The sequence below is a fragment of the Luteimonas rhizosphaerae genome, from assembly GCF_002849595.1.
Taxonomy (GTDB): Bacteria; Pseudomonadota; Gammaproteobacteria; order Xanthomonadales; family Xanthomonadaceae; genus Luteimonas; species Luteimonas cellulosilyticus.
Genome location: NZ_NRQR01000018.1, coordinates 184,785 through 207,685, shown reverse-complemented (window position 1 = coordinate 207,685; position 22,901 = coordinate 184,785). Strand labels below are relative to the sequence as shown.

Genomic DNA, 22,901 nt, shown 5'->3' with positions numbered 1-22,901 from the left:
CGACCGCGACCTGTCCCGCGCCCGACCCGCGACACGCCGCACACCGATCGGCGCAGGCCGCGCTGCCATAATGCGGCGATGCTCAGCGACTTCTTCAACAGCGTCGTCGGCTGGATCGGCGACCATCCCGTCGCCGCCGGCATCGTCATCTTTCTCATCGCCTTCGCCGATTCGGTGATCGTGCTCGGCGCGATCGTGCCGGCGCTGCCGCTGCTGTTCGCGATCGGCGTGCTGATCGGCCTGGGCGAAGTGTCCGGCCCCTATGCGGTGATCTGCGCCGCGCTCGGGGCGATGGCCGGCGACGGCATCAGCTACTGGATCGGCCATCGCTGGGGCAACGGCCTGCGCGGGGTCTGGCCGTTCCGCAAGTATCCGCAGCTGCTCGACCGCGGCGAACTGCTGTTCCGGCGCAACGCGGTGAAGAGCATTCTCATCGCCCGATACGTCGGGCCGATCCGGCCTTTCGTGCCCGCGATCGCCGGCATCGCGCACATGCCGATGCGCCGCTACCTGCCGGTCAACATCGCTGCCTGCGTGTCGTGGGCGGCGCTGTTCCTCGCGCCGGGCTGGCTGTTCGGCGCGTCCTACGATGCGGTTGCCGCGGTCGCGGACCGGCTGGCGATCGTGCTCGGAGCGCTGCTGCTGGTGCTGGCGCTGGCCTGGGCGAGCGTCGTCTACAGCTACCGCTGGTTCGACGCGCACGCCAACAGCCTGCTGGCGCGGGCGCTGCGCTGGACCCGCGCGCATCCGCTGCTGGGGCGCTACGCCACCGCACTGATCGATCCGAACCGGCCGGAATCCGCGTCGCTGGCGATCCTCGCGGTGTGCCTGCTGGCGATCGGCTGGGCCTGTTTTGCGTTGCTGGCCACGGTGCTGATGCGCGGCGAGCCGCTGCTGATCGACCAGACCGTCTTCCAGTTCATGTACGAACTGCGCAACCCGCTGGCGGACCGGCTGATGGCGGCGCTGGCGTCGATCGGCGATGTCCACGTACTGGCGCCGGCGGTCGGCCTGACCCTGCTGTGGCTGATGTGGCGCCGGCGCTGGCTCGGCGCGGCGCACTGGCTGGCGGCGCTGGCGTTCGGCATGGCACTGACCGCGCTGCTGGGCGCGGTGATCGACATGCCGCGGCCGCCGACCGCGCACGGCGGCTTCGGCTTCCCGTCGGTCGAGATCACGATGGCGACGATCACCTTCGGCTTCTTCGCCGTGCTGATCGCGCGCGAACTGCCGGGCCGCTCGCGCGTCTGGCCGTACCTGGTGTCGGGCGTCGTCGTCGCGGTGCTCGGCTTCGCCCGCTTGTATCTCGGCGGGCACTGGCTCAGCGACATCGTCGGCGGGATGCTGCTGGGCATCGTCTGGCTGCTGGTGCTGGGCATCGCCTACCGGCGCCACGTCGAGCGCTCGTTCTGGATGCGCCCCGTCGCGCTGATCTTCTACGTCACCTTCGTTGTCGCTGCGCTGTGGCATGCGCCGCGCGCGGTGGATCCGCTGCTGGCGAAGTTCGCCGCGCCACCCGCGCACGTCACGCTGACGGCCGCAGGCTGGTGGCGCGACGACTGGACCCGGCTGCCCGGGCAGTTGCGCGAGCGCGACCCCGCGCACCGCTGGCCGCTGGACCTGCAGATCGCCGGCCCGCTCGCACCGTTGCAGCAGCGGCTCGAGGCGCAGGGCTGGCGCGCGCAACCGCAGGCCGACTGGTCGGCGATGCTGCACCTGCTCGACGACGACGTGCCGCAGGCGCAGCAGCCGGTGCTGCCGGCCACGCTCGACACCGTCGCCGAAACCCTGCTGATGCGGCGCGACAGCGGCGACGGCCGGGTCGAGGTGCTGCGCCTGTGGCCGGCGCCTGCGCAGCTCGACGACGGCACCGCGCTGTGGCTGGGCACCAGCCAGACGCTGCGCTACACGCAGCCCTTCGGGCTGTTCGGCCTGTGGCAGCCGCAGCCCGACACGCAGACCGTGCACGTCGATCTGCGCACCCTGCTGGACGGCTTCGGCGCGCGCGAAGCGGTGCATCCGCAGACCGGCGTGCCGGTGCTGCGCCTGCGCACCGCGCCCGCGTCAGTCGACGAGGTGCAGTAGCGTCTCGAGCCGCTCGTCGGGATCGTCGAGCTGCAACAGCGTCTGGCGCTGCTCCGGCGAGATCGGCAGCAGCTCCGCGAGCCGCCACGCGACCCACGCGGCATCGTCGAAATGCTGCTTCGGAAACGCGAGGTCGGCGCCGTCGATGCGCTCGAGGATCTTCTCCAGCACCACCGCCAGCAGCGCGTGCTGCGGCTGCAGGTCGGTCACCGGATCCGGCGCGCACCAGTCGACCTGGGCCATCACCAGACCGTTGTCGCGCACCCGCGTCCGCCGCACGTGGAACCGTCGCGCGCCGCGCACCTGCAGCGTCAACAGGCCATCGGGCCCGGTGTCGAAATCCTCGATCCGCGCCTCGGTGCCGAACCGCGCCGGCACTGCCGGCATGCCGACCTCCCCGCCTTCGAGGATCAGGCAGATGCCGAAACCACCGCCCCGCCGCCCGCAGTCGCGGACCAGATCGAGGTAGCGCGGCTCGAAGACGCGCAGGCCCAGCGCCGCCCCGGGCACCAGTACCGTGCGCAGGGGGAACAGGGGCAGGGCGTCATCGGCGTCGGTCATGCCACGCAGTCTAGGCGGCGCCGCGTCCGCGCGATGTCAGGCGTCGCCCAACTGCGCGAGGAACCGGCGCGGGGCACCGTCGAAGCCGCCGTTGGACATGAAGACGACATGGTCGCCGGCGCCGGCGATGGCGGCGAGCGCAGCGAGCAGGGCGTCGGCATCAGGCACGGCTTGGGCGTTGCCGCGCACGGCATCGACGACGCTGCCAGCGTCCCAGGCCAGTTCCGGCCGGTGCAGGAACACCACCGCATCGGCGAGCGCCAGCGACGGGGCCAGCGCCTCGGCGTGTGCGCCCAGACGCATCGAATTGCTGCGCGGCTCCATCGCGACGACGATGCGCGCGTCGCCGACCTTGGCCCGCAGGCCGGCCAGCGTGGTCGCGATCGCGGTCGGATGATGGGCGAAGTCGTCGTAGACGGTGATGCCGCGCGCCGTGCCCAGCACTTCGAGCCGGCGCTTGACGCTGCGGAACCCGGCCAGCGCCGGCAGCAGAGTCGCGACGTCGACGCCCACGGCCGCGCAGGCGGCGAGCGCGGCCAGCGCATTGAGCACGTTGTGGTCACCGACCAGCGGCCAGTCGACGGTACCGACCTCGACGCCGGCGCGGCGCACGCGGAAGGTGCTGCCGTCGGCGGCGAGGCGCTCGGCGCTCCAGTCGAAGGCGGGATCGAAGCCGAAGCGCTCGACCGGCGTCCAGCAGCCCATCGCCAGCACCTCGTCGAGGCGCGGCTCGTGGCCGTTGACGATCAGCCGGCCGCGTCCCGGCACGGTGCGCACCAGGTGGTGGAACTGGCGCTGGATCGCGGCGACATCGGGAAAGATGTCGGCGTGGTCGTATTCGAGATTGTTGAGGATCGCCACCAGCGGCCGGTAATGCACGAACTTGCTGCGCTTGTCGAAGAACGCGGTGTCGTACTCGTCGGCCTCGACGACGAATTCGCGGCCCGCGCCGATGCGCGCGGAGACGCCGAAATCCTCGGCGACGCCGCCGATCAGGAAGCCGGGCGCACGCTGCGCGGCCTCCAGCAGGAACGCGAGGATGGTGCTGGTGGTGGTCTTGCCGTGGGTGCCGGCAACGGCGAGCACGTCGCGTCCCGGCAACACGTGGTCGCGCAGCCATTCCGCGCCCGAGGTGTAGGCGCGGCCACTGTCGAGCACGGCTTCGACCGCCGGGTTGCCGCGTGACAGCGCATTGCCGATGACGACCTGGCGCGCATCGTCGGCGATGTGACCGGGCGCATAGCCCTGCCGCAGCGTGATGCCGAGCTGCTCGAGCTGGGTGGACATCGGCGGATACACCGCCTGGTCGCTGCCCTCGACGCTGTGACCCAGCTCGCGCGCGAGTGCGGCGACGCCGCCCATGAATGTGCCGGCGATACCCAGGATATGAAGTTTCAAGATCGCGAATTCCCGAACATGGGGGTGCCCTCGACGGCGCGGTCCGCGCCTGGCACCAACGCCCTTCGCCGGCGTGCGGACGAATGACTGGGGTGACGGCGCGTCATCGACGCGTCACCGCACGTTGAAACAACAGGAACCGTCCGGCATGCGCATCGTCGGCGCGGCGCATCGGCCTCAGGCGGCCGCCTGGTCCCGCCCGATCGCGGCGAGGATGCGCTGGAACACTTCGTCCAGCGAGCCGACGCCATCGACGACGGTCAACTGGTCGTGGTCGCGGTAGAAAGCGATGACCGGCGCGGTCTGCTGGTCGTAGACGTTGAGGCGGTGGCGCACCGATTCCGGGCTGTCGTCGGCGCGGCCTTCCGCCTGCGCGCGGCCGGCGAGGCGGTCGATGATCTGCTCGTTGTCGACCTCCAGCTGCACGGCGGCGTCGAACTTCTGGCCGAGCTTCGCCAGCAGCGCATCGAGCGCGGCGGCCTGTGCGAGGTTGCGGGGGTAGCCGTCGAGGATGAAACCGGTGCGGGTGTCGTCGCGCGAGAAGCGGTCTTCGAGCATGCCGAGCAGGATGTCGTCGGACACCAGATCGCCACGCGCCATCACTTCCTTGGCCTGCAGGCCCAGCGGGCTGCCGGCGGCGACTTCGGCGCGCAGCAGGTCGCCGGTCGAGATGTGTGGCACCTGCAGGTGTTCCTTCAACCGGGCCGCTTGCGTGCCCTTGCCCGAACCGGGCGCACCGAGAAGTACCAAACGCATCGAACGCTCCTGCCTTGTGTGGGGGCCGTCTGCCGCCCGGCGTACACTGCCTGGCGCGCGGTAAACGACCGCGTCAGCTTACCGTATCCCGCCACTGCCGACCCCGCGAGGCCCTGCGATGTCCTCTGGAACCCTGCTCTACGCCCAGTCCGGCGGCGTCACCGCCGTCATCAACGCGACCGCCTCGGCGGTGCTGCAGGCAGGCCGCGCACGGCGCATCAAGGTGCTGGCGGCCCGCAACGGGATTCTCGGTGCGCTGCGCGAAGACCTGATCGACACGTCGAAGGAGCCGGTCGCCGCGATCCGCGCGCTGGCGCACACGCCCGGCGGCGCCTTCGGCTCCTGCCGTTACAAGCTCAAGTCGGTCGAGGCGGACCGCGCCAAGTACGCGCGCCTGATCGAGGTGCTGCGCGCGCACGACGTGCGCTGGTTCCTCTACAACGGCGGCAACGATTCCGCCGACACCGCGCTCAAGGTCTCGCAGCTCGCCGCGGAGTTCGATTACCCGCTGACCTGCATCGGCGTGCCGAAGACCATCGACAACGATCTCGCGGTGACCGACTGCTGCCCCGGCTTCGGTTCGGCGGCGAAATACACCGCGGTGTCGATCCGCGAGGCGGCGCTGGATGTCGCCGCGATGGCGGAGACCTCGACCCGCGTGTTCGTCTACGAGGCCATGGGCCGGCACGCGGGCTGGCTGGCCGCAGCCGCGGGCCTGGCCGGCAACGGGCCGGACGAGGCGCCGCACCTGATCCTCTTTCCGGAGCGCGCCTACGACGAGGCCGATTTCCTCGCCAACGTGCAGCGCATCGTCGCGCGGGTGGGCTACTGCGTCGTCGTCGCCAGCGAAGGCATCCAGACCGCCGACGGCCGTTTCGTGGCCGATGCCGGCGGCGGCACGGATTCGTTCGGCCATACCCAGCTGGGCGGCGTGGCGTCGTATCTCGCCGGCCGGGTCAAGGACCAGCTGGGCATGAAGGTGCACTGGACCCTGCCCGACTATCTGCAGCGCTCCGCCCGCCACATCGCGTCGAAGACCGATCTGGACCAGGCCATGGCGGTCGGCGAGGCCGCCGTCCGGTTCGCGCTCGAGGGGCGCAACGCGACGATGCCGGTGATCGTCCGCACGTCGGAGGCGCCGTACCGCTGGAAGATCGACAGCGCGCCGCTGCACAAGGTCGCCAACCACGAGAAGAAGATGCCGGCGGGCTTCCTGCGCAAGGACGGCTACGGCATCACCGCCGCCGCACGGGGTTATCTGGAACCGCTGATCCGCGGTGAGGCCTATCCGCCATACGGACGCGACGGCATTCCGGCGTACGCGACGTTGAAGAACGTCGCGGTGGCGAAGAAGCTGCCTGCCTGGGACGAATAATCCTTCGATCCCGGCGCGGGCAAAAGCCCGGGGGTGCCGTCCAGGTCCATCGGAACCCGACTACAGCGGGGTGCGCGTCGGCGCGGGCATGACGCGTCGTCGGGGCCGGTGGCGATCGTCGCCTCGGCCCCGGTTTTCGCGTGGGCCTGGCCCCGACCCGCGGCCCACTCCACCCGGGCGACCCCGGATATCCAGCCTCCCGCCCCTGTGCGATAGTCGGCGCGCACCACCGCTGTCCTGTTTGGCATCACAACTCTGGGAGGGGTTTCATGCTCGAGCAACACGGTTTATGGCTTGCACTGCTCTGTGCCGCCATCGCAATCCTCTACGGCGTGGTTTCCGCCGCGTGGATCCACCGGCAACCTGCCGGCAACGAACGGATGCAGGAGATCGCAGGCGCGATCCAGGAAGGCGCACGCGCCTATCTCAACCGGCAGTACCTGACGATCTCGGTCGCCGGCGCGGTGCTGTTCGTGCTGATCGGTCTGTTCCTCGGCTGGGCCACCGGCATCGGGTTCCTGCTCGGCGCGGTGCTCTCGGGCGCGGCCGGCTACATCGGCATGAACGTGTCGGTTCACGCCAACGTGCGCACGGCCGAGGCCGCGCGCCGCGGCATCGGGCCGGCGATGGACGTCGCATTCCGCGGCGGCGCGATCACCGGCATGCTCGTCGTCGGGCTCGGCCTGCTCGGCGTGGCCGGCTACTGGTGGCTGTTGCCGCGCTTCGGCATCGTCGACGAAGCCGCGCTGCACGCGCTGGTGGGCCTGGCCTTCGGCAGCTCGCTGATCTCGATCTTCGCGCGCCTCGGCGGCGGCATCTTCACCAAGGGCGCCGATGTCGGCGCGGACCTGGTGGGCAAGGTCGAAGCCGGTATTCCCGAGGACGATCCGCGCAATCCGGCGGTGATCGCCGACAACGTGGGTGACAACGTCGGTGACTGCGCGGGCATGGCGGCGGATCTGTTCGAGACCTACGCCGTCACCGTCATCGCGACAATGCTGCTCGGCTTCCTGATGGCACCGACGGTCGGTGCGAACGGCGTGTTGTATCCGCTGGTGCTCGGCGGCGCGTCGATCCTGGCATCGATCGTCGGCACGTTCTTCGTCAAGGTGAAGGCGGGCGGTTCGATCATGGGCGCGCTGTACAAGGGCGTCATCGTGTCGGGCGTCATCGCGGCCGTGCTGTTCTGGCCGATCACGATGCAGCTGATGGCCGACAACACGCACGGTGCGACCAATCTCTACTGGTGCGCATTGATCGGCCTGGTGCTGACCGGCGCGATCGTCTGGATCACCGAGTACTACACCGGCACGCAGTACGCGCCGGTCAAGCACATCGCGCAGGCGTCGACGACCGGGCACGGCACCAACATCATCGCGGGCCTCGGCGTGTCGATGAAGTCGACCGCGATGCCGGTGATCGCGGTGTGCTTCGCGATCTGGGCGTGCTTCTCGTTCGCGGGGCTATACGGCATCGCGATCGCGGCGACGGCCATGCTGTCGATGGCCGGCATGATCGTCGCGCTCGATGCCTATGGGCCGATCACCGACAACGCCGGCGGCATCGCCGAGATGGCCGACCTGCCGCCGGAAATCCGCGCGATCACCGATCCGCTCGACGCCGTCGGCAACACCACCAAGGCGGTCACCAAGGGGTATGCGATCGGCTCGGCCGCACTCGCGGCACTGGTGCTGTTCGCCGACTTCACCCACAACCTCGAGGCGAAGTATCCGGGCACCGAATTCCGCTTCGATCTGGCCGATCCGGCGGTGATCATCGGCCTCTTCATCGGCGGCCTGATTCCCTACCTGTTCGGCGCGATGGCGATGGAAGCTGTCGGCCGCGCGGCGGGCGCGGTGGTCGAGGAAGTGCGCCGGCAGTTCCGCGAGATCCCCGGGATCATGGCCGGCACCGCGAAGCCCGATTATTCGCGTGCGGTCGACATGCTGACCAAGTCCGCGATCAAGGAAATGATCGTGCCCTCGCTGCTGCCGGTGCTGGTGCCGGTCGTCGTCGCGCTCGGCATGAACGCGCTGATGGGACCAGGCGCCGGCATCCGCGCGCTCGGCGGCCTGCTGATCGGCACGATCGTCACCGGCCTGTTCGTCGCGATCTCGATGACCACCGGCGGCGGCGCCTGGGACAATGCCAAGAAGTACATCGAGGACGGCCACCACGGCGGCAAGGGCAGCGAAGCCCACAAGGCCGCGGTGACCGGCGACACCGTCGGCGATCCCTACAAGGACACCGCAGGCCCGGCGATCAATCCCCTGATCAAGATCATCAACATCGTCGCGCTGCTGCTCGTTCCCCTGCTCTGACCGGCGCCGACCCCGCGCGGCACCGTCGCCCCTCTCCCGCAATGGGAGAGGGGTGCACGGTCCGAGCGCATCCGAGCGGCGGATCACCAGCGTCGCCAGCGTCGCGGTGCTGCGGGTCGCGAGCTCGGATGCGCCGCACGCCGTTCGGCGCACCGGCGCCCGCTCCCGCGTGCGGAGCGAAATCGGCTCGGCAGCCCGACCCGGTCGTCGCAGATGCGGCCGCCAGCTCGCGACACGCGCGACACGTCGGAAGCTCGAGCAGCGCGACGGCCGTTGGGCTTTCCTGTCAGCCGGTCACTTACCCCCGGTTTCAGAAGCGCGCGGCAACCGTGCGCGGTCAGCCCGGCGAGAGAAAGACACCGTTCGCCACGTCGAACCACGGCGTGCAGAGTAGCCGTTGGCGGTCGGCCAGTGCGAACGATGCCTGCCAGATTTCGATGCCGTCGACCGTGTCGGGGGCGTGGAAGTCGGCGGCGTCGAACGGGGCCACGCCCAGGCACCAGCGCACGTGACGCGGCGGATCGCCGAGCCAGCGTGAAAACGTGAAGCCGTCTTCCAGCGCGTGGCCCGGCGCCACGCGCGTCGCGAGCGGAGTCGGCGGCAGCGTCGGCGCCGGATTCGGCAGGCGGATCGCCACGTGCTGCAGGATGATCCGGCCGTCCGCGTCCTCGCGCAGCAGCGGCATGCCGACCGCGCCGCGAACCTGCTGCCCGGTCAGCACCGCGTGCCGGTTGCCGCGATCGAAGACCGCGATCGCCTCCGCGCCGCCATTGCGCAACCGATAGCGCACCTGCAGCACGCCCGCCGCGGGCGTGGCGAAATCCACGTCGAGGCTGGCCTGTGCCTCTGCGATGCGCGTCGTGGAGGATGTCGATTCAGCCATGGGGATCTCACGCGGCGGCAGCAGGAAAGAGTACCGGCGCGCCGCGGGGGGCGATCACACCTGCCACACGCGACCGGCCTGCATCCGCTGCAGGCCGGTCGGGTGCCACGTCAGGCCGTCGTCGCCGTGCGGGCGATCAGAGCGCGTAGCTCGGGCGATCGGGCATGCCCAGCTCGCGACGGATGCCGTTCTCGGTCAGCGGGATCGGGTTATGGGTCAGCGGACCGGTACCGTCGAAGTCATAGGGCGTGGCACTGGTCTCCAGGCCCACGGCCTGTCGCTCGGCATTGGGCACGCGTCCGCTGTCCGGACCTTCACCGCGATACGTGCCCGGCAGGAAGGTGCCGTTGACGCCGTTGTAGGCGTGCGACATCTCATGGAACAGCACGACCGACGGCGCCGGGAACTCGTCCATGTGGAACGACGGGTTGTAGCTGATCGTCACGTCGCCACCCGCACCCGGCCGGCCATTGATGATGTCGGCGTCGTTGCTGAAGGTCTGGGCGTAGCCGTTCTGCTCGTTCGACAGTTCCTTGATCGTCACGACATTGCCCTTGGCTTCCGCGGCCTTGTCGAACTCGGCCAGCATCTGCTGTCCGGCCGGCGAGGAGCGCAGGAAGTTCAGTTCCGACTCCATCCGCTGGACGAAGGCGTCCGAGCCTTCGACGCTGACACCGCGGTCGCCCAGCGTGTTGTCGATCTCGACGTTGATCACGGTCGGGCGCGCGCCGGTCGCGGCGTTGATCACGTCCGCCACCTCGGAATAGACCGTGGTCGACGCGTTGGCACCGTCGACGGTATCGGCGCCACCGCCCGCATACACGGTGCTGCGGCCGTCGCCGACCTCGATCGCATCGTCGCCCGTGCCGCCGGACAGGATGTCGTAGCTGCCGCCACCGCGCAGCACGTCGTTGCCCGCGCCGCCCTCGATGTAGTTGGTGCCGGTGCCGGCGTGGATCGTGTCGGCGCCGTTGCCGCCGTAGATCACATTGACGCCGCTGCCGCCGTGGATCTCGTTGGTGCCGCCGGTGGTGTGGACATCGTTGCGACCGCTGCCGGTCAGGCGGATGACGTCGTCGCCGTCGCCGCTGGTGATGCGGTTGTCGCCATCGCCTTCCACGAAGATGTCGTTGTCGTCGCCACCGGCATCGACCACCACGTTGACCTGTACGTTCGAGGCGACCTCGATGGTGTCGTTGCCGCTGCCGGTGCGCAGGGTGAGTTCCTGGCCCTGCTGCAGGCGCACCTCGTAGGTTTCGCCGTTGACGCTGACGTCGAGCGTGCCGTCGTCGCGCTGGCTGACGCCGACCGCGTCGTCGCCGCTGCCCGTCGTGAAGACGACCTGGTCGCTGCTGACGTAACCACCGGCATTGGTGCGCTCGCGCGCCACCGACACCTGGTCGTCGCGATGCAGCGGGTCGATCTGGATCGGCTTGCCGTCCGGCGTGCTGCGGGTGCTCTGCTCGGTCGGATTGGTCGCGTTGCCATCGATCTCGATCGCTCCCTGCCGGCTCACGTCCGGTGCATCGGCGGTCGACACCTCCACACCGCCCTCGAGACCCGGCGCCTCCCCCGTGCCGACGGTACCGGTGCCATGCCCGTCGGGGCCATGGGTGTGCGGCGGGGCGAGCGGGTTGTCCCAATAGCGCTGGGCGGCGGCGTTCGCGGTGGCGGAAGACGTCGAGCTGTCGAAGGAAACGGTCATGGCGCGGCCTGCGGGAGTGAAGTCAGGTGCCATGTGTACGCCTCCGTATGGAGCCGACCAACTAGGGCGTACCCGAGGGCGGGGCGCCGCACCGCGGTTTCGACCGAAACGACCGCGCGCCGTCGCGCCGCGGCGCGCTGCGTCGCAGCATCGATCCGCGTAAACTCGTGGCCTCTTCGAACCACTGGACGCGCTGCAGCATGGGCTTTGACTCCGTTCCCACCGGCAAGAACCCGCCGGAAGAAATCAACGTCATCATCGAGATCCCGAAGGACGCCGAGCCGGTCAAGTACGAGGTCGACAAGGCCAGCGGCGCGATCTTCGTCGACCGCATCCTGTCGACCCCGATGCGCTACCCGTGCAACTACGGCTACGTGCCGTCGACGGTGTGCGGCGATGGCGATCCGGCCGACGTGCTGGTGGTGCTGCCGCTGCCGCTGATCCCGGGCTCGGTGATCCGTTGCCGTCCGGTCGGCGTGCTGAAGATGAGCGACGAGGCGGGCAGCGACGAGAAGATCCTCGCCGTGCCGATCGAGAAGGTGTTCGCCGGCTATTCGCACATCAGCGACATCGACCAGGTGTCCGCCCACTGGCTCGAGCGCATCGGCCACTTCTTCGAGCACTACAAGGATCTCGAGAAGGGCAAGTGGGTCAAGATCGACGGCTGGGGCAACGCCGCCGAGGCGAAGCAGGTACTGGTCGATTCGATCGCGCAGTACAAGCGCGAAAATTGAGGCCGTAGCGTGCCCGCCGTCGCGCTTCGCGTCGACGGCGGTCGCCTGGTGCCGGACGGTTGCTAACATCATGCGTCGGCAGCGTTGATGCTGCCGGTCTCAGGGGGCTTGGACTTGCGCATTCTGTTTATTGGGGGGGAGGACAGTCTCCCGTCCGATCTCATCGAACTCGTCGCCGGCATGGACGACGACTGGGACGTCCAGTCCGTCGGCGACGGCACGACGGCGATCGCATTGGCTGCCGACGTCTCGCAGGACGTCGTCGTGGTCGCACCGACGCTGCCCGACATGACGCCCGCGACCCTGCTGGGCCAGATCCGGACACTGCGTCCGGAGACCTCGCGTATCGCATTGATCGGCACCCAGCCGTCCGCGCGCGTGCTGTCGCTGGCCCACCGCTTCCTGCCGCTGCCGCTCGGCGAAGCGGAGCTGCTGGAAGCCATCGGCAGTCTCGAGGAGCTGCGCGAGCTGCTGGACAACCCGGAGCTGCGCGAGCGGATCGGCCGTATCGAGCAGCTGCCGTCGCCGCCGCAGACCTACCTGGCGCTGATGCACGCGCTGGAATCGGATGCGGACTCGAGCGCCAACGACATCGCGCAGCTGATCTCCGCCGATCCCGCGATCGCGGCCAAGGTCCTGCAGCTGTGCAATTCCGCCTATTTTTCCGCGGGCCGCACGATCTCCGACCTGCGCACGGCGGTGACCCGCCTGGGCCTGTCGACGATGCGCGACCTGGTGTTGGCCAGCGAGGTCTTCTCGCGCCCCGACGATCGCACGATCGACCATGTGGCGCTGCAACGCCGCGCCCTGTTTGCATCCCAGCTCGCGCGGCGCATGCTGCCCGAATCCAGCGCAGAACTCGGCGCGACGGCGGCCCTGCTCGCCGACATCGGTCTGCTGCTGCCCGGTGTCCGCGACGAACTGGGGGATGCCGAAACGGACCGCGAGGCGAACGCCGACGCGCTCCGCCACACCGAGGCCGGCGCCTACCTGCTCGGTCTGTGGGGCCTGCCGATGCCGATCATCGAAGCGGTCGCCTTCCAGCGCGACCCCGCGCGCAGCGGCACCCGCAGCTTCTGGGTCACGGGCGCGGTCCACGTGGCGACCTCGCTGGTCTCCGGCCATCCCGTGCAGACGGAATATCTGCAGCGCACCGGCGTGCTCGACAAGCTCGACGGCTGGCAGTCGCATGCGGAGCGGCTGCTGGAACGCGACGCGTCTGCCGCCGGGCGATAGATCCATTCGTCATTGTCCGCGGCGCGATCAGGCTCGCAGCTTGATGGCGTGACTTCGGTGACCCCTGCAGCGGCCCACACGGCGTGACAGCCGCATGCCGCGCGCTGAGCCGCGCAGCATATGCAGCCAGACGTCTCACGCCAGTCCGGGCAACGCGATGCGACGGGTGCGGATTCCCGTATGAGCCATCCATGCGTGGCGGGCCGCATCTACCGTGTGGCCGTCTTCCCAGCAGCTGCTGTGCTGCGGAATAAGCCCTCTGCCGCGAGACGGCATGGGCCCTGCTCTCCGTCTGTTTCGACTGCGCTCAGACGGTGATCGACGCGCGATCCGTGCCCCGGATTCGTTCAGAGGCCGCCTCTTCCATCCGACCGATAAAAAAAGGCGGGCCTTTCGGCCCGCCTCTTCTAGTGCTTCAGATCGAAGAATCGATCAGAAACGCTGGGTGTAGCGCATGTACATGAAGCGGCCGATGTCGAACTCGGGATAGTACGGGAACGCCGTGCTCACGCCACCGCCGTTGAACATGATCGCAGCCTCGCGATCGAACACGTTGTCCACGCCAACCGACACCGTGCCATCCCACGGCGCGTTGTAGGCCACCTGCAGGTTGTGGAACGTGTTGGAGCCCAGGCGGTTACGCGGTGCGGTCTCGCCGTTCTGGAAGCGGTCCGGATCCGAGCAAGGACGGTTGGTGACGCAGCCGTCGTTGATGCCGGAGTAGTAGCGCATGTTCCAGGTGACGTTCCACTCTTCGTTGATTTCCCAGTTGGTGCTCAACGTCGAACGGATACGGAAGTAACCCGGATCGCCCGCGCCGCCGATGTAGATGTCATCGCCGTCCGCGTTCTGACCCAGCGTGTCGTACTGGGCGAGGTAGCTGGTCTGCCAGTCGAAGTTGAAGCCGCCGATCGCGGTGTCAGCAAGACGGTAGCGCGCACCGACGTCCCAGCCTTCCGTCTCGAGCTCACCGAGGTTGGTCAGGCCGAAGAACATGTTGGTGATGTGACCGTCCGCCGCGCGGGTGATGCCGTCGCAACGGCTGGCGTTGCCCAGCACGTAGCAGTCACGCAGGATGCGGTCGACGCTGTCGGAGATGATGAAGTTGGACAGCTTGTAGTTGTACCAGTCCAGGCTCAGCGTCAGGCCTTCAGCGAAGCCCGGGCTCCAGACGATGCCGGCGGTCTTGCTGATCGACTCTTCCGGGCCGAGATCCGGGTTGGAACCCGACAGGAACTGGTCCGGCGTCTGGCACGGCCACGCCGTGCAGGGCTCGAGACCCTGGCCCAGCTGCACGTAGGTCGGCGAGACGCCGGCCGCCGTACACGCCGCATTGCCGGCGACGCTGCCCGACACACCGACCGAGCACGGATCGGTGTAGTCCTCGAAGCTGCCACCGATGCCGCCGAACAGGTTGTCGATCGACGGGGCGCGGAAACCCTGCGCCCAGGTGGCACGAACCGCGACCGACTCGATCGGGCGCCAGATGAAGCTGGCCTTGGAGTTGGTCGTGTCACCGAAGTTGCTGTAATCGGAGTAACGCGACGCCAGATTGAAGGTCAGCTCCTGCGCGAACGCCATGTCCGACAGCACCGGGATGTTGAGCTCGGCGTAGGCTTCGTTGACCTCGTACTCGCCCTGGGTGGTCGTCGCCGGCAGGCCGGTCGAGTTGCCACTCTGGTTGAACGCGTCCGGCACGAATCGACCGGTCTCTTCGCGACGCTCGACGCCAACCGCGAAGCCCAGGTCACCGGCCGGCAGCTCGAACAGGCCGCCGCTCAGGTTGGCCGAGTAGATCTTGCTGCTGGTTTCGCCGGTATCGGTATACGTCGGGAACAGGAAGTCGCGTACATCAGCGTTGGCCAGCGAGCCCTGACCCGCAACGCCGAACGGCAGCAGCGGATTCCACGGCGTGCAGCCGTCGATCGGGTCTGCAGCCGTGCCGCAGCGCGCGACGCCGTTGGCGTCGAGGTACGACGGGCCGAGCGCCGGCCCGGTGGCCAGCAGGCTGGCGTCGCCGAAACCGGTCTTCGTCACTTCATTGCGGTTGTTGGCGTAGCTCACGCCCCAGTCCCACGGACGCTCGTTGACTTCGAAGTAGCCACTGAGGCCTGCAACGACGCGGAACGTCGTCAGCTCGCTGCGCGTGGTGCGCGGCGCTTCCCACAGGCGACGGCGGAACTGGACATCTTCACCGGTCGGGTTGAACACGCTGTCACCCGACAGCAGCGTGCCGAATGCCGCCGACTGATACGGGTAGCCGGCAATCTGCTGGTCGGTCGAACGCTTGTTGTAGAGGATGTCGCTGTTGAACGTGATGCGATCGGTCAGATCGTAGTTGATGTTCGTGAACACCGACTTACGCTCGAGACCCGTCTGCAGCATCATCTGCTGGTTCGGATTGGCGTTGAAGCTGGCGTCGTGCGGCACGAAGTCAGCCGCGTTGGCCGGGTTGCCACCCGGACGCAGCGTCAGCCACTGCTCGCTGGCCTCGTCGAAGTACGAGCCATTCTCGCTGACCGGGCTGGAGCCCGAACCCGGATAGTCCGGGCCGGCATTGCCGAACGCGCTGAAATCGCGGTCCTTGGCGAACACCGGATCGTTCTCCATGAACTCGGCCGAGATCGTGATGCCGCCGCGATCGTTGCTGGTGCCGAACGTCGCCGAGTAGATCGTCTCGCCGCCGTCGCCGTCGGTGAACTGACCGTACTGGACCGAGGCTTCCGCGCCATCGAAGCGCGAGCGCGTGATCACGTTGACGACGGCCGCGATGGCGTCGGAGCCGTACAGGGCCGAGGCGCCGTCCTTGAGGATGTCGATGCGCTCGATCGCCGAGACCGGGATCTGGCTCAGGTCCTGGAAGCCGCCGGTGGTCGCGCCGAGGCGAACGCCATTGATCAGCACCAGGGTGCGGTTCGCGCCCAGGTTGCGGATGTCGATGTAGTAGCCACCGACGTTCTCGCCGGACGCCAGGGCGTCGGAACGCGAGATGGCCGGCGAACCCGCCGAGGAGATGTTCTGCAGCAGGTCGGCGACCGTCGCCTGGCCCGAACGCGCGATCTCTTCACGCGACACGGTGAGGATCGGCTGCGAGTTCTCGATCTCGACGCCACGGATGCGCGAGCCGGTGACCTGGATGCGGTCGAGTTCGGTGGTAGCGGGGCCCTGCGCCTGGTCCTGCGCATGAGCGGCAACCGGGGCGAGTGCGAACACGATGGCGGCGGGCAACAGGCCCTTGCGCATCGCGGGAGTGCGAAGGTTCATCAAATCTCTCTCCAGAGTGTGCTGCGTTAGTGACGCGTTAAGACGCCATCAGCACGGTAAGGCCGGAGGGGATGATTCCGCTTTGCAGGGGTCGCCAGATGGCTTTGCCGAATCTGGCGTTATCGCCTGAATTGGGGCGGGAGCGCGATCAATGTCACGCGGGAATGTTAAGTCCGGGTCGAAGACGCGTTGTCCGCACCGCTCCGCGTAACGGTTAGGGCCGCCGTCCGATAGCGCGTCGCAGGCACTCCGAAGCGGGCCTTGAACGCACGCGCGAAGCTGCAGCAGTTGTCGAAGCCGCTTGCGGCCGCGACTTCACCGACCGTCATCGACGAGTTCTTCAGGAGATCGGCAGCCCGCTCGAGTCGCAGGCGGACCGACAGGGCCTGCGGGCTCTCGTCATAAAGGCTGTGGAAGGCCTTGGAGAAGTACCAGCTGGAGAAGCTGGTCATGTCGGCCAGCTCGCTGATCCGCACGACGCGATCGTTGTGTCCTTCCAGATAGAGCTTCGCGCGCTGCATGCGCCCGAAGACCTGGCGCTTGCGGATCCGCGAGCGTCCCGGGCAGCGCCGCACGCGGGCCGCGAGATCGCGCTGCATCCCGGCGAGCTGCAGCAGCAGGGGCCGGATGGCGAGGCCATCGACGGCATTCGTCGTGGCGGCTTCGCGCCAGACGCGTACGACCGTTCGCAGTTCGCGGAGGGGCAGGCGACCACGACCGGCGTAAAGCGCATTGCCGTTCAACGACTCGAGCGACTGCAGGGTCTCGGCATCGATCAGCAGGCCGAGACAGATCCCCTGGGCGCCGCTCTGGATCACAGGCGACGAATCCTTCTCGAACGCCATCCAGTCGCCCCGACGCATCCGGAAGCGTCCTTCCCTCGATTCGATCCAGCCGTCGCCCCGGATCTGCATCCAGACGTTGAACTGGGGCGCCGTCACCTTGACGACACCCAGATGGGCACAGCCGACATGGCGCGTCGGCTGCGCGCCGGGCGCATCGCCCTCGCCGGGACCATCGAGCTGGAGCAGTTGGCCGCGATCGGCCCAGGACACGTGGTGCTGCATGACGAATCGCCTGGAGGAAACAGGCGACCGTTATGCGGAATGTGGCGTGGGGTTACCCGATGTCTGGCCGGAAGTTTGCCGAAATTGTCACGGGAGACTTCCGAAAAAACTGCGAGGCGGGATTTTTCAATCCATTCAACCACTTGGCCGCGAGTGTACTAGGGCCATCGCTCTTTTTCGGGATCGCCATGAAGCCGATATCACTGCCGTCCTCCTCGGCCAGGGCGACAAAGAACTGGCGACCGGCGGCGTCTGCGCTGATTCCGTTGTTGCTGCTGCGTGCTTCCGCATGGACACAGCGCAGGGCAGCGGCCGAGCCTGTGGCCAGATCCAGGAAGCTCAGTTGCGACCGGCAGCCCTCGGCCGCGTGCAGGTAGACGACCCCGCCTTCGACCGGTGCCCAGTTCCGATAGAGCCAGCGCGAGGGCATGTCCGCCACCGCCCGGACCGTTCCCGCGTCCAGCGCGAGATCCGCTTCCCACAGACCGTCACTGTCGAGCCGCGTGAACAGGATGCTGTTGCGCGACGCATCGACCCGCGCATTCGTGACGCCCTCGATCGCACCCAGTGCTTGCCAAGGCGACGCGCTGCGGTCGTAGAGCACGAGGCGCGTACCGCCGTCCTGCCCGCCTTCGAGCAGAAGCATCCGGGTTGGATCGGGAAGATAAAGGGCCTGCAACGGGCGCGGCGTGGGCGCAGGCAATTCCTCGACCAGTCCTGTCGCCGGCGACACCTCGTAGATCGCGGTACGGCCCCCGGCTCGGCTCGCGGATACCAGCACGTGGCGGCTGTCAGCGGACCAGCTAGGGCCTCTGCCGGTGTCGGGACGCAGCGACTCGATCGGCCGCAAGGTATCCGGGCGCGCCAGATCCGCCCACCAAAGCTCGAATCGCCCCGCACGATTGGACGTGAACACGATCTGGGCCCCGTCAGGGGACACCGTCGGTTGCCCATCGCGCCCGGACGACGCGAACAACTGCCGTGTGGTAGCGGAGGCATCTGCGCCGGAGCGGTAGATGCCGAACTGGGGATTCCGATGAACGAAGGCCATCATCTCGCCACGCCGTGACACCGTCGGTGCCTGTGCATCCTCGATCCCGATGTCCTCCATGGCGCCCGATGCAATGTCGAGAACGTAAAGGCGGGACTGGCTCGCGACGCGCATTCCGAATACGAGCCGATCCCCACTTCCCATCCAGCTCCATCCGCGAATTTCGGCTTCCACGTGCGTCAATCGCTCGGGAGTACCGCCGCCGGCAGGCATTCGCCACAGATCGCCCAGTTGCGGATTCCGGATGAACACGATCCATTCGCCGTCGGGGGAATACCTCGTATGCGAGCGCCGCCCAGCGGCCCGTGCCCGGATCAAGCAGCCTGATGCCACCGCCCTCCGCATCGCCGGTCATCGAACCGACGATCAACGCGTCCCCCCGCGGGGTCCAGTCGAAGCTCATCAGCTCACTGCCATCGCAACGGGCGATCTCGCGCTCGTCGCCGCCGCCGACCGCAGCCACCAGCATGATGTGGCAGCTGCCATCGGGCGACCAGCGTGCGAATGCGATATCGCGCCCGTCCGGTGACCAGACCGGAAGGTCGTCCGAGACGCCAGGACCCGGGAACGTCAGCGCCCGCGGGGGGGCGCTACTTGTCGTCTGCAGGAGAATCGCGCTGGCACCGTCACCCGAGCGGGCGTCATTGCTGCTCCCGGTCGCGGCGTACGCGACCATCGATGCATCCGGAGACAACGTCGGCGATAGTTCGAAGCCGGCCGCGTTGGTGATCAGACGATAAGGTTTCTCGAGACCGGCACCCGCCTCCCAGGCCCCGGGTGCTCGGGACGGCGCCTGCATGTTGACCAGCATCAGGCCAAGGAGCACCACCGCGACGAGCAGCAGCGATGTCGTCGCCAGCATGATGCGCTCGCGGACGCGTCTGGCCGGCCTCAGAGGCGCGGAAACCAGCGCTGCTTCCGGCGTGGACGGCACTGCAGGGCTTTCGGCGAGCGACATGGAATCGGCGTCGGCATTAGGCGCAACCCCGGCATCCGGTATCGGCAACGCCGGTGCGTCCATCACGCGGACCGGCACGGTCAGCCGATAGCCCGTCTTGGCAATGGTCTCGATGTATGCCCAGCCTTCCGCGGTTCCGATGGCGCCGGCACCGAACGCCTTGCGCAGCTGGGTGACCGCCTGGGTCAGCACATCGTCGGACGGCAGGGTGTTGGGCCAGGCCTGGGCGAGCAGGTCGGTGCGGCTGACGACGCGCCCGGGAACCTCGGCGAGCAGACACAGCACCGCCACCGCCTTGGGTGTCACGCGACGCGTGCCACGCGCGCCGGGCATGAAGATCTCCCGGGTCGGGATGTCCACGATGGCATCGCCGATCTGCAAGCGGTCGACTTCACCGAACGCAGTGGCGGGTGTGTCCAACGGGGAAGCTCTCGTGGTGATGCAGTCCGCGATGGTAAGAACGGTTCGCTGAACCGCGTGAAAGCAACCGCCACATTCGGCACGTTCGGCACTTGCCAGCGGTGGCGTTCGTCACCTTCTTCTGTACTGCCCCCTCCCGAGACAGCCCACCGCGTGGGCGGCTGAGACACGGTCGATGCGATTCCTGGCCTCGGACAGACTTGCTGGGGTCGCTCCGGCCTTCTTCGCGCGAAGCGTCTGATGCGCTGCGTATCCCGAAATCACGCGCAAATGAGTCTGCGGCACCCGCCCCGTCCCGGCTGGCAGCGAAATTTTCGCCTTTTTATCCTGCGGACTGCAGCAGGCCTTCCCCAGAAGATCATGAGTTCTTCGACAGATGGAATCCGCAATTGTCCCGCGAACCGATCTTGAGCATGCCGCTTGCTCTGGCCAAAAAAAAAAACGGGCCGATGGCCCGTCTTTTTTTTTAAATCTCACCACCGCGATTACATCGCCGTCCCGCGCACACCCGCCTGGTGCGGATAGTTCGCGAAGATCTCGGCGATCGTCCCGTTGATCCGTCCCGCGCGTTCCTCCGGCGTCCGGTTGGTCGACACGCGACCGACTGCGATGCCTTCCCAGACCAGCCGCTTCTGCGCCGCATCGACGAGGTCGACGTTCATCGTGCCCTCGGTGTAGCGGTACACGTTGGTGCGCTCGTTCCAGTACGGCACCGCAAAGTAACCGCGGGCGCGATAGCTGTAGTAGTACGCGTAGTCGACAGTCGGGTAGCTGCTGACGTCGGTACGACGTTCCATGTACGCATTGATGTTGACCCACAGGTCCGGGTCCGCTTCGGTGTAGCGATAGCCGCGGCGTTCCATTTCCGCGCGGACCGCCGCCTTTGCGACCTCGCTGGTCTGCGTTTCGTACCCTTCCTTCTCGATCGCCAGCGGCGTGTAGAACGACCACGTCCGGTAGGCGGAAAAGTCGGCGCGCGGATCGGCTTCGGTGGTGATGCGCGGTCCGGTCGCGCAGCCGGCCAGCAGCACCAGTGCGCACAGGCCCGCAAGCCAGACGGCGAGGCGTCGTGACCTGTTCAGATTGCTGCTCATTTCGGTTCTCCCAGTTGTAGGCGGACACTGCCAGTGGCGCCCGATACCTGTCCTGAACATACGCAGCCTTCCGTCGACCGGATGCGACGGCAGGATGAACGGTTCAGCCCCCTCATTCGCGATGGTAGACCTCGGCGCCTGCCGCGCGGAACTCGGCCGATTTTTCCGCCATGCCGGCCGCAAGCGCCTCCGCATCCGCGGCAACATCCTGCGCGTCGGCGTACTCGCGCACGTCCTGGGTGATCTTCATCGAACAGAAATGCGGGCCGCACATCGAGCAGAAGTGCGCGGCCTTGTGCGCGTCCTTCGGCAGGGTCTCGTCGTGGAAGGCCTCGGCCTTCTCGGGATCGAGGCCGAGGTGGAACTGGTCCTGCCAGCGGAACTCGAAGCGCGCCTTGCTGAGCGCGTTGTCGCGCGCCTGCGCACCGGGATGACCCTTGGCGAGATCGGCGGCGTGCGCGGCGATCTTGTAGGCCATGATCCCGTCGCGCACGTCCTCGCGGTTCGGCAGGCCGAGATGCTCCTTCGGCGTCACGTAGCAGAGCATCGCGCAGCCGTACCAACCGATCATCGCGGCGCCGATCGCGCTGGTGATGTGGTCGTAGCCCGGCGCGATGTCGGTGGTCAGCGGCCCGAGCGTGTAGAACGGCGCCTCGCCGCACTCGACCAGCTGCTTGTCCATGTTCTCCTTGATCAGCTGCATCGGCACGTGGCCGGGGCCTTCGATCATGGTCTGGATGTCGTGCTTCCACGCGATCTTCGTGAGCTCGCCCAGTGTCTCCAGCTCGCCGAACTGCGCGGCGTCATTGGCATCGGCGATGCACCCCGGGCGCAGGCCGTCGCCGAGCGAAAACGCCACGTCGTAGGCCTTCATGATCTCGCAGATGTCCTCGAAGTGTGTGTAGAGGAAGCTCTCGCGATGATGCGCCAGGCACCACTTGGCCATGATCGAGCCGCCGCGCGAGACGATGCCGGTCACGCGCTTCGCGGTCAGCGGCACGTAGCGCAACAGCACGCCGGCGTGGATCGTGAAGTAGTCGACGCCCTGCTCGGCCTGCTCGATCAGCGTGTCGCGGAAGATCTCCCAGGTGAGTTCCTCGGCGCGGCCGTCGACCTTCTCCAGTGCCTGGTAGATCGGGACCGTGCCGATCGGCACCGGGGCGTTGCGGATGATCCACTCGCGCGTCTCGTGGATGTGCTTGCCGGTCGACAGGTCCATCACCGTGTCGCCGCCCCAGCGGATCGACCAGACCAGCTTCTCCACTTCCTCGGCGATGCCCGACGACACCGCGCTGTTGCCAATGTTCGCGTTGATCTTGGTCAGGAAGTTGCGGCCGATGATCATCGGCTCGCTTTCGGGGTGGTTGATGTTGTTGGGCAGGATCGCGCGGCCGCGGGCGATCTCGTCGCGCACGAATTCCGGCGTGATCACCTGCTGGATGTGCGCGCCGAACGCTTCGCCCGGATGCTGCTGCCGCAGCAGTGCGTCGCGCACCAGTTCAAGACGCTGGTTCTCGCGGATCGCGACGTATTCCATCTCCGGCGTCACGATGCCGCGGCGCGCGTAGTGCATCTGGGTGACGTTGGCGCCGGCCTTCGCGACGCGCGGCAAGGTGCGCGACGGAAAGCGCACGTGCGCGAGCTTCGGATCGTGCTCGCGGCCGCGCCCGAATGCCGAACTCAATGCCGACAGCGCCTCGGTGTCGCCGCGTTCCTCGATCCAGCGCGCGCGCAGCGGCGCGAGGCCCGCGGCGAGGTCGATGGTGACGTCCGGGTCGGTGTACGGACCCGACGGATCGTAGACCGTGATCGGTGGGTTCTCCTCGCCGCCGAACAGCGTCGGCGTGCGCGTCTGCACGATCTCGCGCATCGCCACGCGCAGGTCCGGGCGCGAGCCCTCGACGTGGATCTTGCGCGATCCCGGGATCGGGCGCGTCACCGATTCGGACAGCTGGTCGGTCTGCTGCAGCAGCGTGGAAGGCACGGCATTCAT

General features: G+C 67.9%; 16 protein-coding genes. 5 read left to right on the top strand and 11 right to left on the bottom strand.

Translation table 11 applies throughout. The features are described 5' to 3' along the window. The first annotated feature begins 78 nt into the window (after positions 1 to 78). Positions 79 to 2,085, top strand: a complete 2,007-nt coding sequence (locus tag CJ022_RS09405; RefSeq protein WP_101926386.1) for a bifunctional DedA family/phosphatase PAP2 family protein — start codon at positions 79 to 81, stop codon at positions 2,083 to 2,085. On the opposite strand, the gene CJ022_RS09400 is transcribed toward CJ022_RS09405, so the two are convergent. The 3 genes from CJ022_RS09400 to CJ022_RS09390 form a co-directional block, all read right to left on the bottom strand. Next, positions 2,065 to 2,646: an LON peptidase substrate-binding domain-containing protein gene (locus CJ022_RS09400; RefSeq protein ID WP_101926385.1), complete on the bottom strand. Its 582-nt coding sequence runs from the start codon at positions 2,644 to 2,646 to the stop codon at positions 2,065 to 2,067. The two genes, CJ022_RS09405 and CJ022_RS09400, sit on opposite strands and share 21 nt — an antisense overlap. 36 nt (positions 2,647 to 2,682) lie before the next feature. After that, complete coding sequence (gene mpl / locus CJ022_RS09395) at positions 2,683 to 4,047, bottom strand: UDP-N-acetylmuramate:L-alanyl-gamma-D-glutamyl-meso-diaminopimelate ligase (protein ID WP_101926384.1); 1,365 nt, start codon at positions 4,045 to 4,047, stop codon at positions 2,683 to 2,685. Positions 4,048 to 4,221: 174 nt separating this feature from the next. After that, complete coding sequence (locus CJ022_RS09390) at positions 4,222 to 4,800, bottom strand: adenylate kinase (RefSeq protein WP_101926383.1); 579 nt, start codon at positions 4,798 to 4,800, stop codon at positions 4,222 to 4,224. A gap of 118 nt (positions 4,801 to 4,918) precedes the next feature. On the opposite strand from CJ022_RS09390, the gene CJ022_RS09385 reads away from it, so the two are divergent. Both CJ022_RS09385 and CJ022_RS09380 read left to right on the top strand, forming a co-directional pair. Next, positions 4,919 to 6,175, top strand: a complete 1,257-nt coding sequence (locus CJ022_RS09385) for a 6-phosphofructokinase (protein WP_101926382.1) — start codon at positions 4,919 to 4,921, stop codon at positions 6,173 to 6,175. 269 nt (positions 6,176 to 6,444) lie between these two features. Then, positions 6,445 to 8,496, top strand: coding sequence for a sodium-translocating pyrophosphatase (locus tag CJ022_RS09380; protein ID WP_101926381.1), 2,052 nt, complete (start codon positions 6,445 to 6,447; stop codon positions 8,494 to 8,496). 337 nt (positions 8,497 to 8,833) lie between these two features. On the opposite strand, the gene CJ022_RS09375 is transcribed toward CJ022_RS09380, so the two are convergent. Then, positions 8,834 to 9,379 carry a hypothetical protein gene (locus CJ022_RS09375; protein ID WP_101926380.1) on the bottom strand — a complete coding sequence of 182 codons (546 nt, stop codon included), beginning with the start codon at positions 9,377 to 9,379 and terminating at the stop codon, positions 8,834 to 8,836. A gap of 136 nt (positions 9,380 to 9,515) precedes the next feature. Continuing rightward, on the bottom strand, positions 9,516 to 11,084 hold the full coding sequence (locus CJ022_RS09370) for a M91 family zinc metallopeptidase (RefSeq protein WP_158238384.1): 1,569 nt from the start codon (positions 11,082 to 11,084) through the stop codon (positions 9,516 to 9,518). Positions 11,085 to 11,284: 200 nt separating this feature from the next. Between CJ022_RS09370 and ppa the strand changes: the two genes are divergently transcribed. Together ppa and CJ022_RS09360 are read left to right on the top strand one after the other, a co-directional pair. Then, on the top strand, positions 11,285 to 11,818 hold the full coding sequence (gene ppa, locus CJ022_RS09365) for an inorganic diphosphatase (protein ID WP_101926378.1): 534 nt from the start codon (positions 11,285 to 11,287) through the stop codon (positions 11,816 to 11,818). A 90-nt stretch (positions 11,819 to 11,908) separates the two neighbouring features. Further along, positions 11,909 to 13,054 (top strand): HDOD domain-containing protein, encoded by a 1,146-nt coding sequence (locus CJ022_RS09360; RefSeq protein ID WP_425490824.1) that lies wholly within the window; start codon positions 11,909 to 11,911, stop codon positions 13,052 to 13,054. Between the two features lie 432 nt (positions 13,055 to 13,486). Here the strand turns inward: CJ022_RS09360 and CJ022_RS09355 are convergent, their stop codons facing one another. From CJ022_RS09355 to thiC, 6 genes are all read right to left on the bottom strand, one after another. Then, complete coding sequence (locus tag CJ022_RS09355; protein ID WP_101926377.1) at positions 13,487 to 16,318, bottom strand: TonB-dependent receptor plug domain-containing protein; 2,832 nt, start codon at positions 16,316 to 16,318, stop codon at positions 13,487 to 13,489. Between the two features lie 167 nt (positions 16,319 to 16,485). Beyond that, positions 16,486 to 17,385, bottom strand: coding sequence for a helix-turn-helix domain-containing protein (locus CJ022_RS09350; RefSeq protein WP_101926376.1), 900 nt, complete (start codon positions 17,383 to 17,385; stop codon positions 16,486 to 16,488). A gap of 52 nt (positions 17,386 to 17,437) precedes the next feature. Beyond that, positions 17,438 to 18,301 carry a TolB family protein gene (locus CJ022_RS17710; protein WP_343125137.1) on the bottom strand — a complete coding sequence of 288 codons (864 nt, stop codon included), beginning with the start codon at positions 18,299 to 18,301 and terminating at the stop codon, positions 17,438 to 17,440. Positions 18,302 to 18,314: 13 nt separating this feature from the next. Continuing rightward, positions 18,315 to 19,814: a winged helix-turn-helix domain-containing protein gene (locus CJ022_RS17705; RefSeq protein ID WP_233671468.1), complete on the bottom strand. Its 1,500-nt coding sequence runs from the start codon at positions 19,812 to 19,814 to the stop codon at positions 18,315 to 18,317. 485 nt (positions 19,815 to 20,299) lie between these two features. Continuing rightward, positions 20,300 to 20,908 (bottom strand): DUF4136 domain-containing protein, encoded by a 609-nt coding sequence (locus tag CJ022_RS09340; protein ID WP_101926375.1) that lies wholly within the window; start codon positions 20,906 to 20,908, stop codon positions 20,300 to 20,302. Between the two features lie 112 nt (positions 20,909 to 21,020). Then, on the bottom strand, positions 21,021 to 22,901 hold the full coding sequence (thiC, locus tag CJ022_RS09335; RefSeq protein WP_101926374.1) for a phosphomethylpyrimidine synthase ThiC: 1,881 nt from the start codon (positions 22,899 to 22,901) through the stop codon (positions 21,021 to 21,023).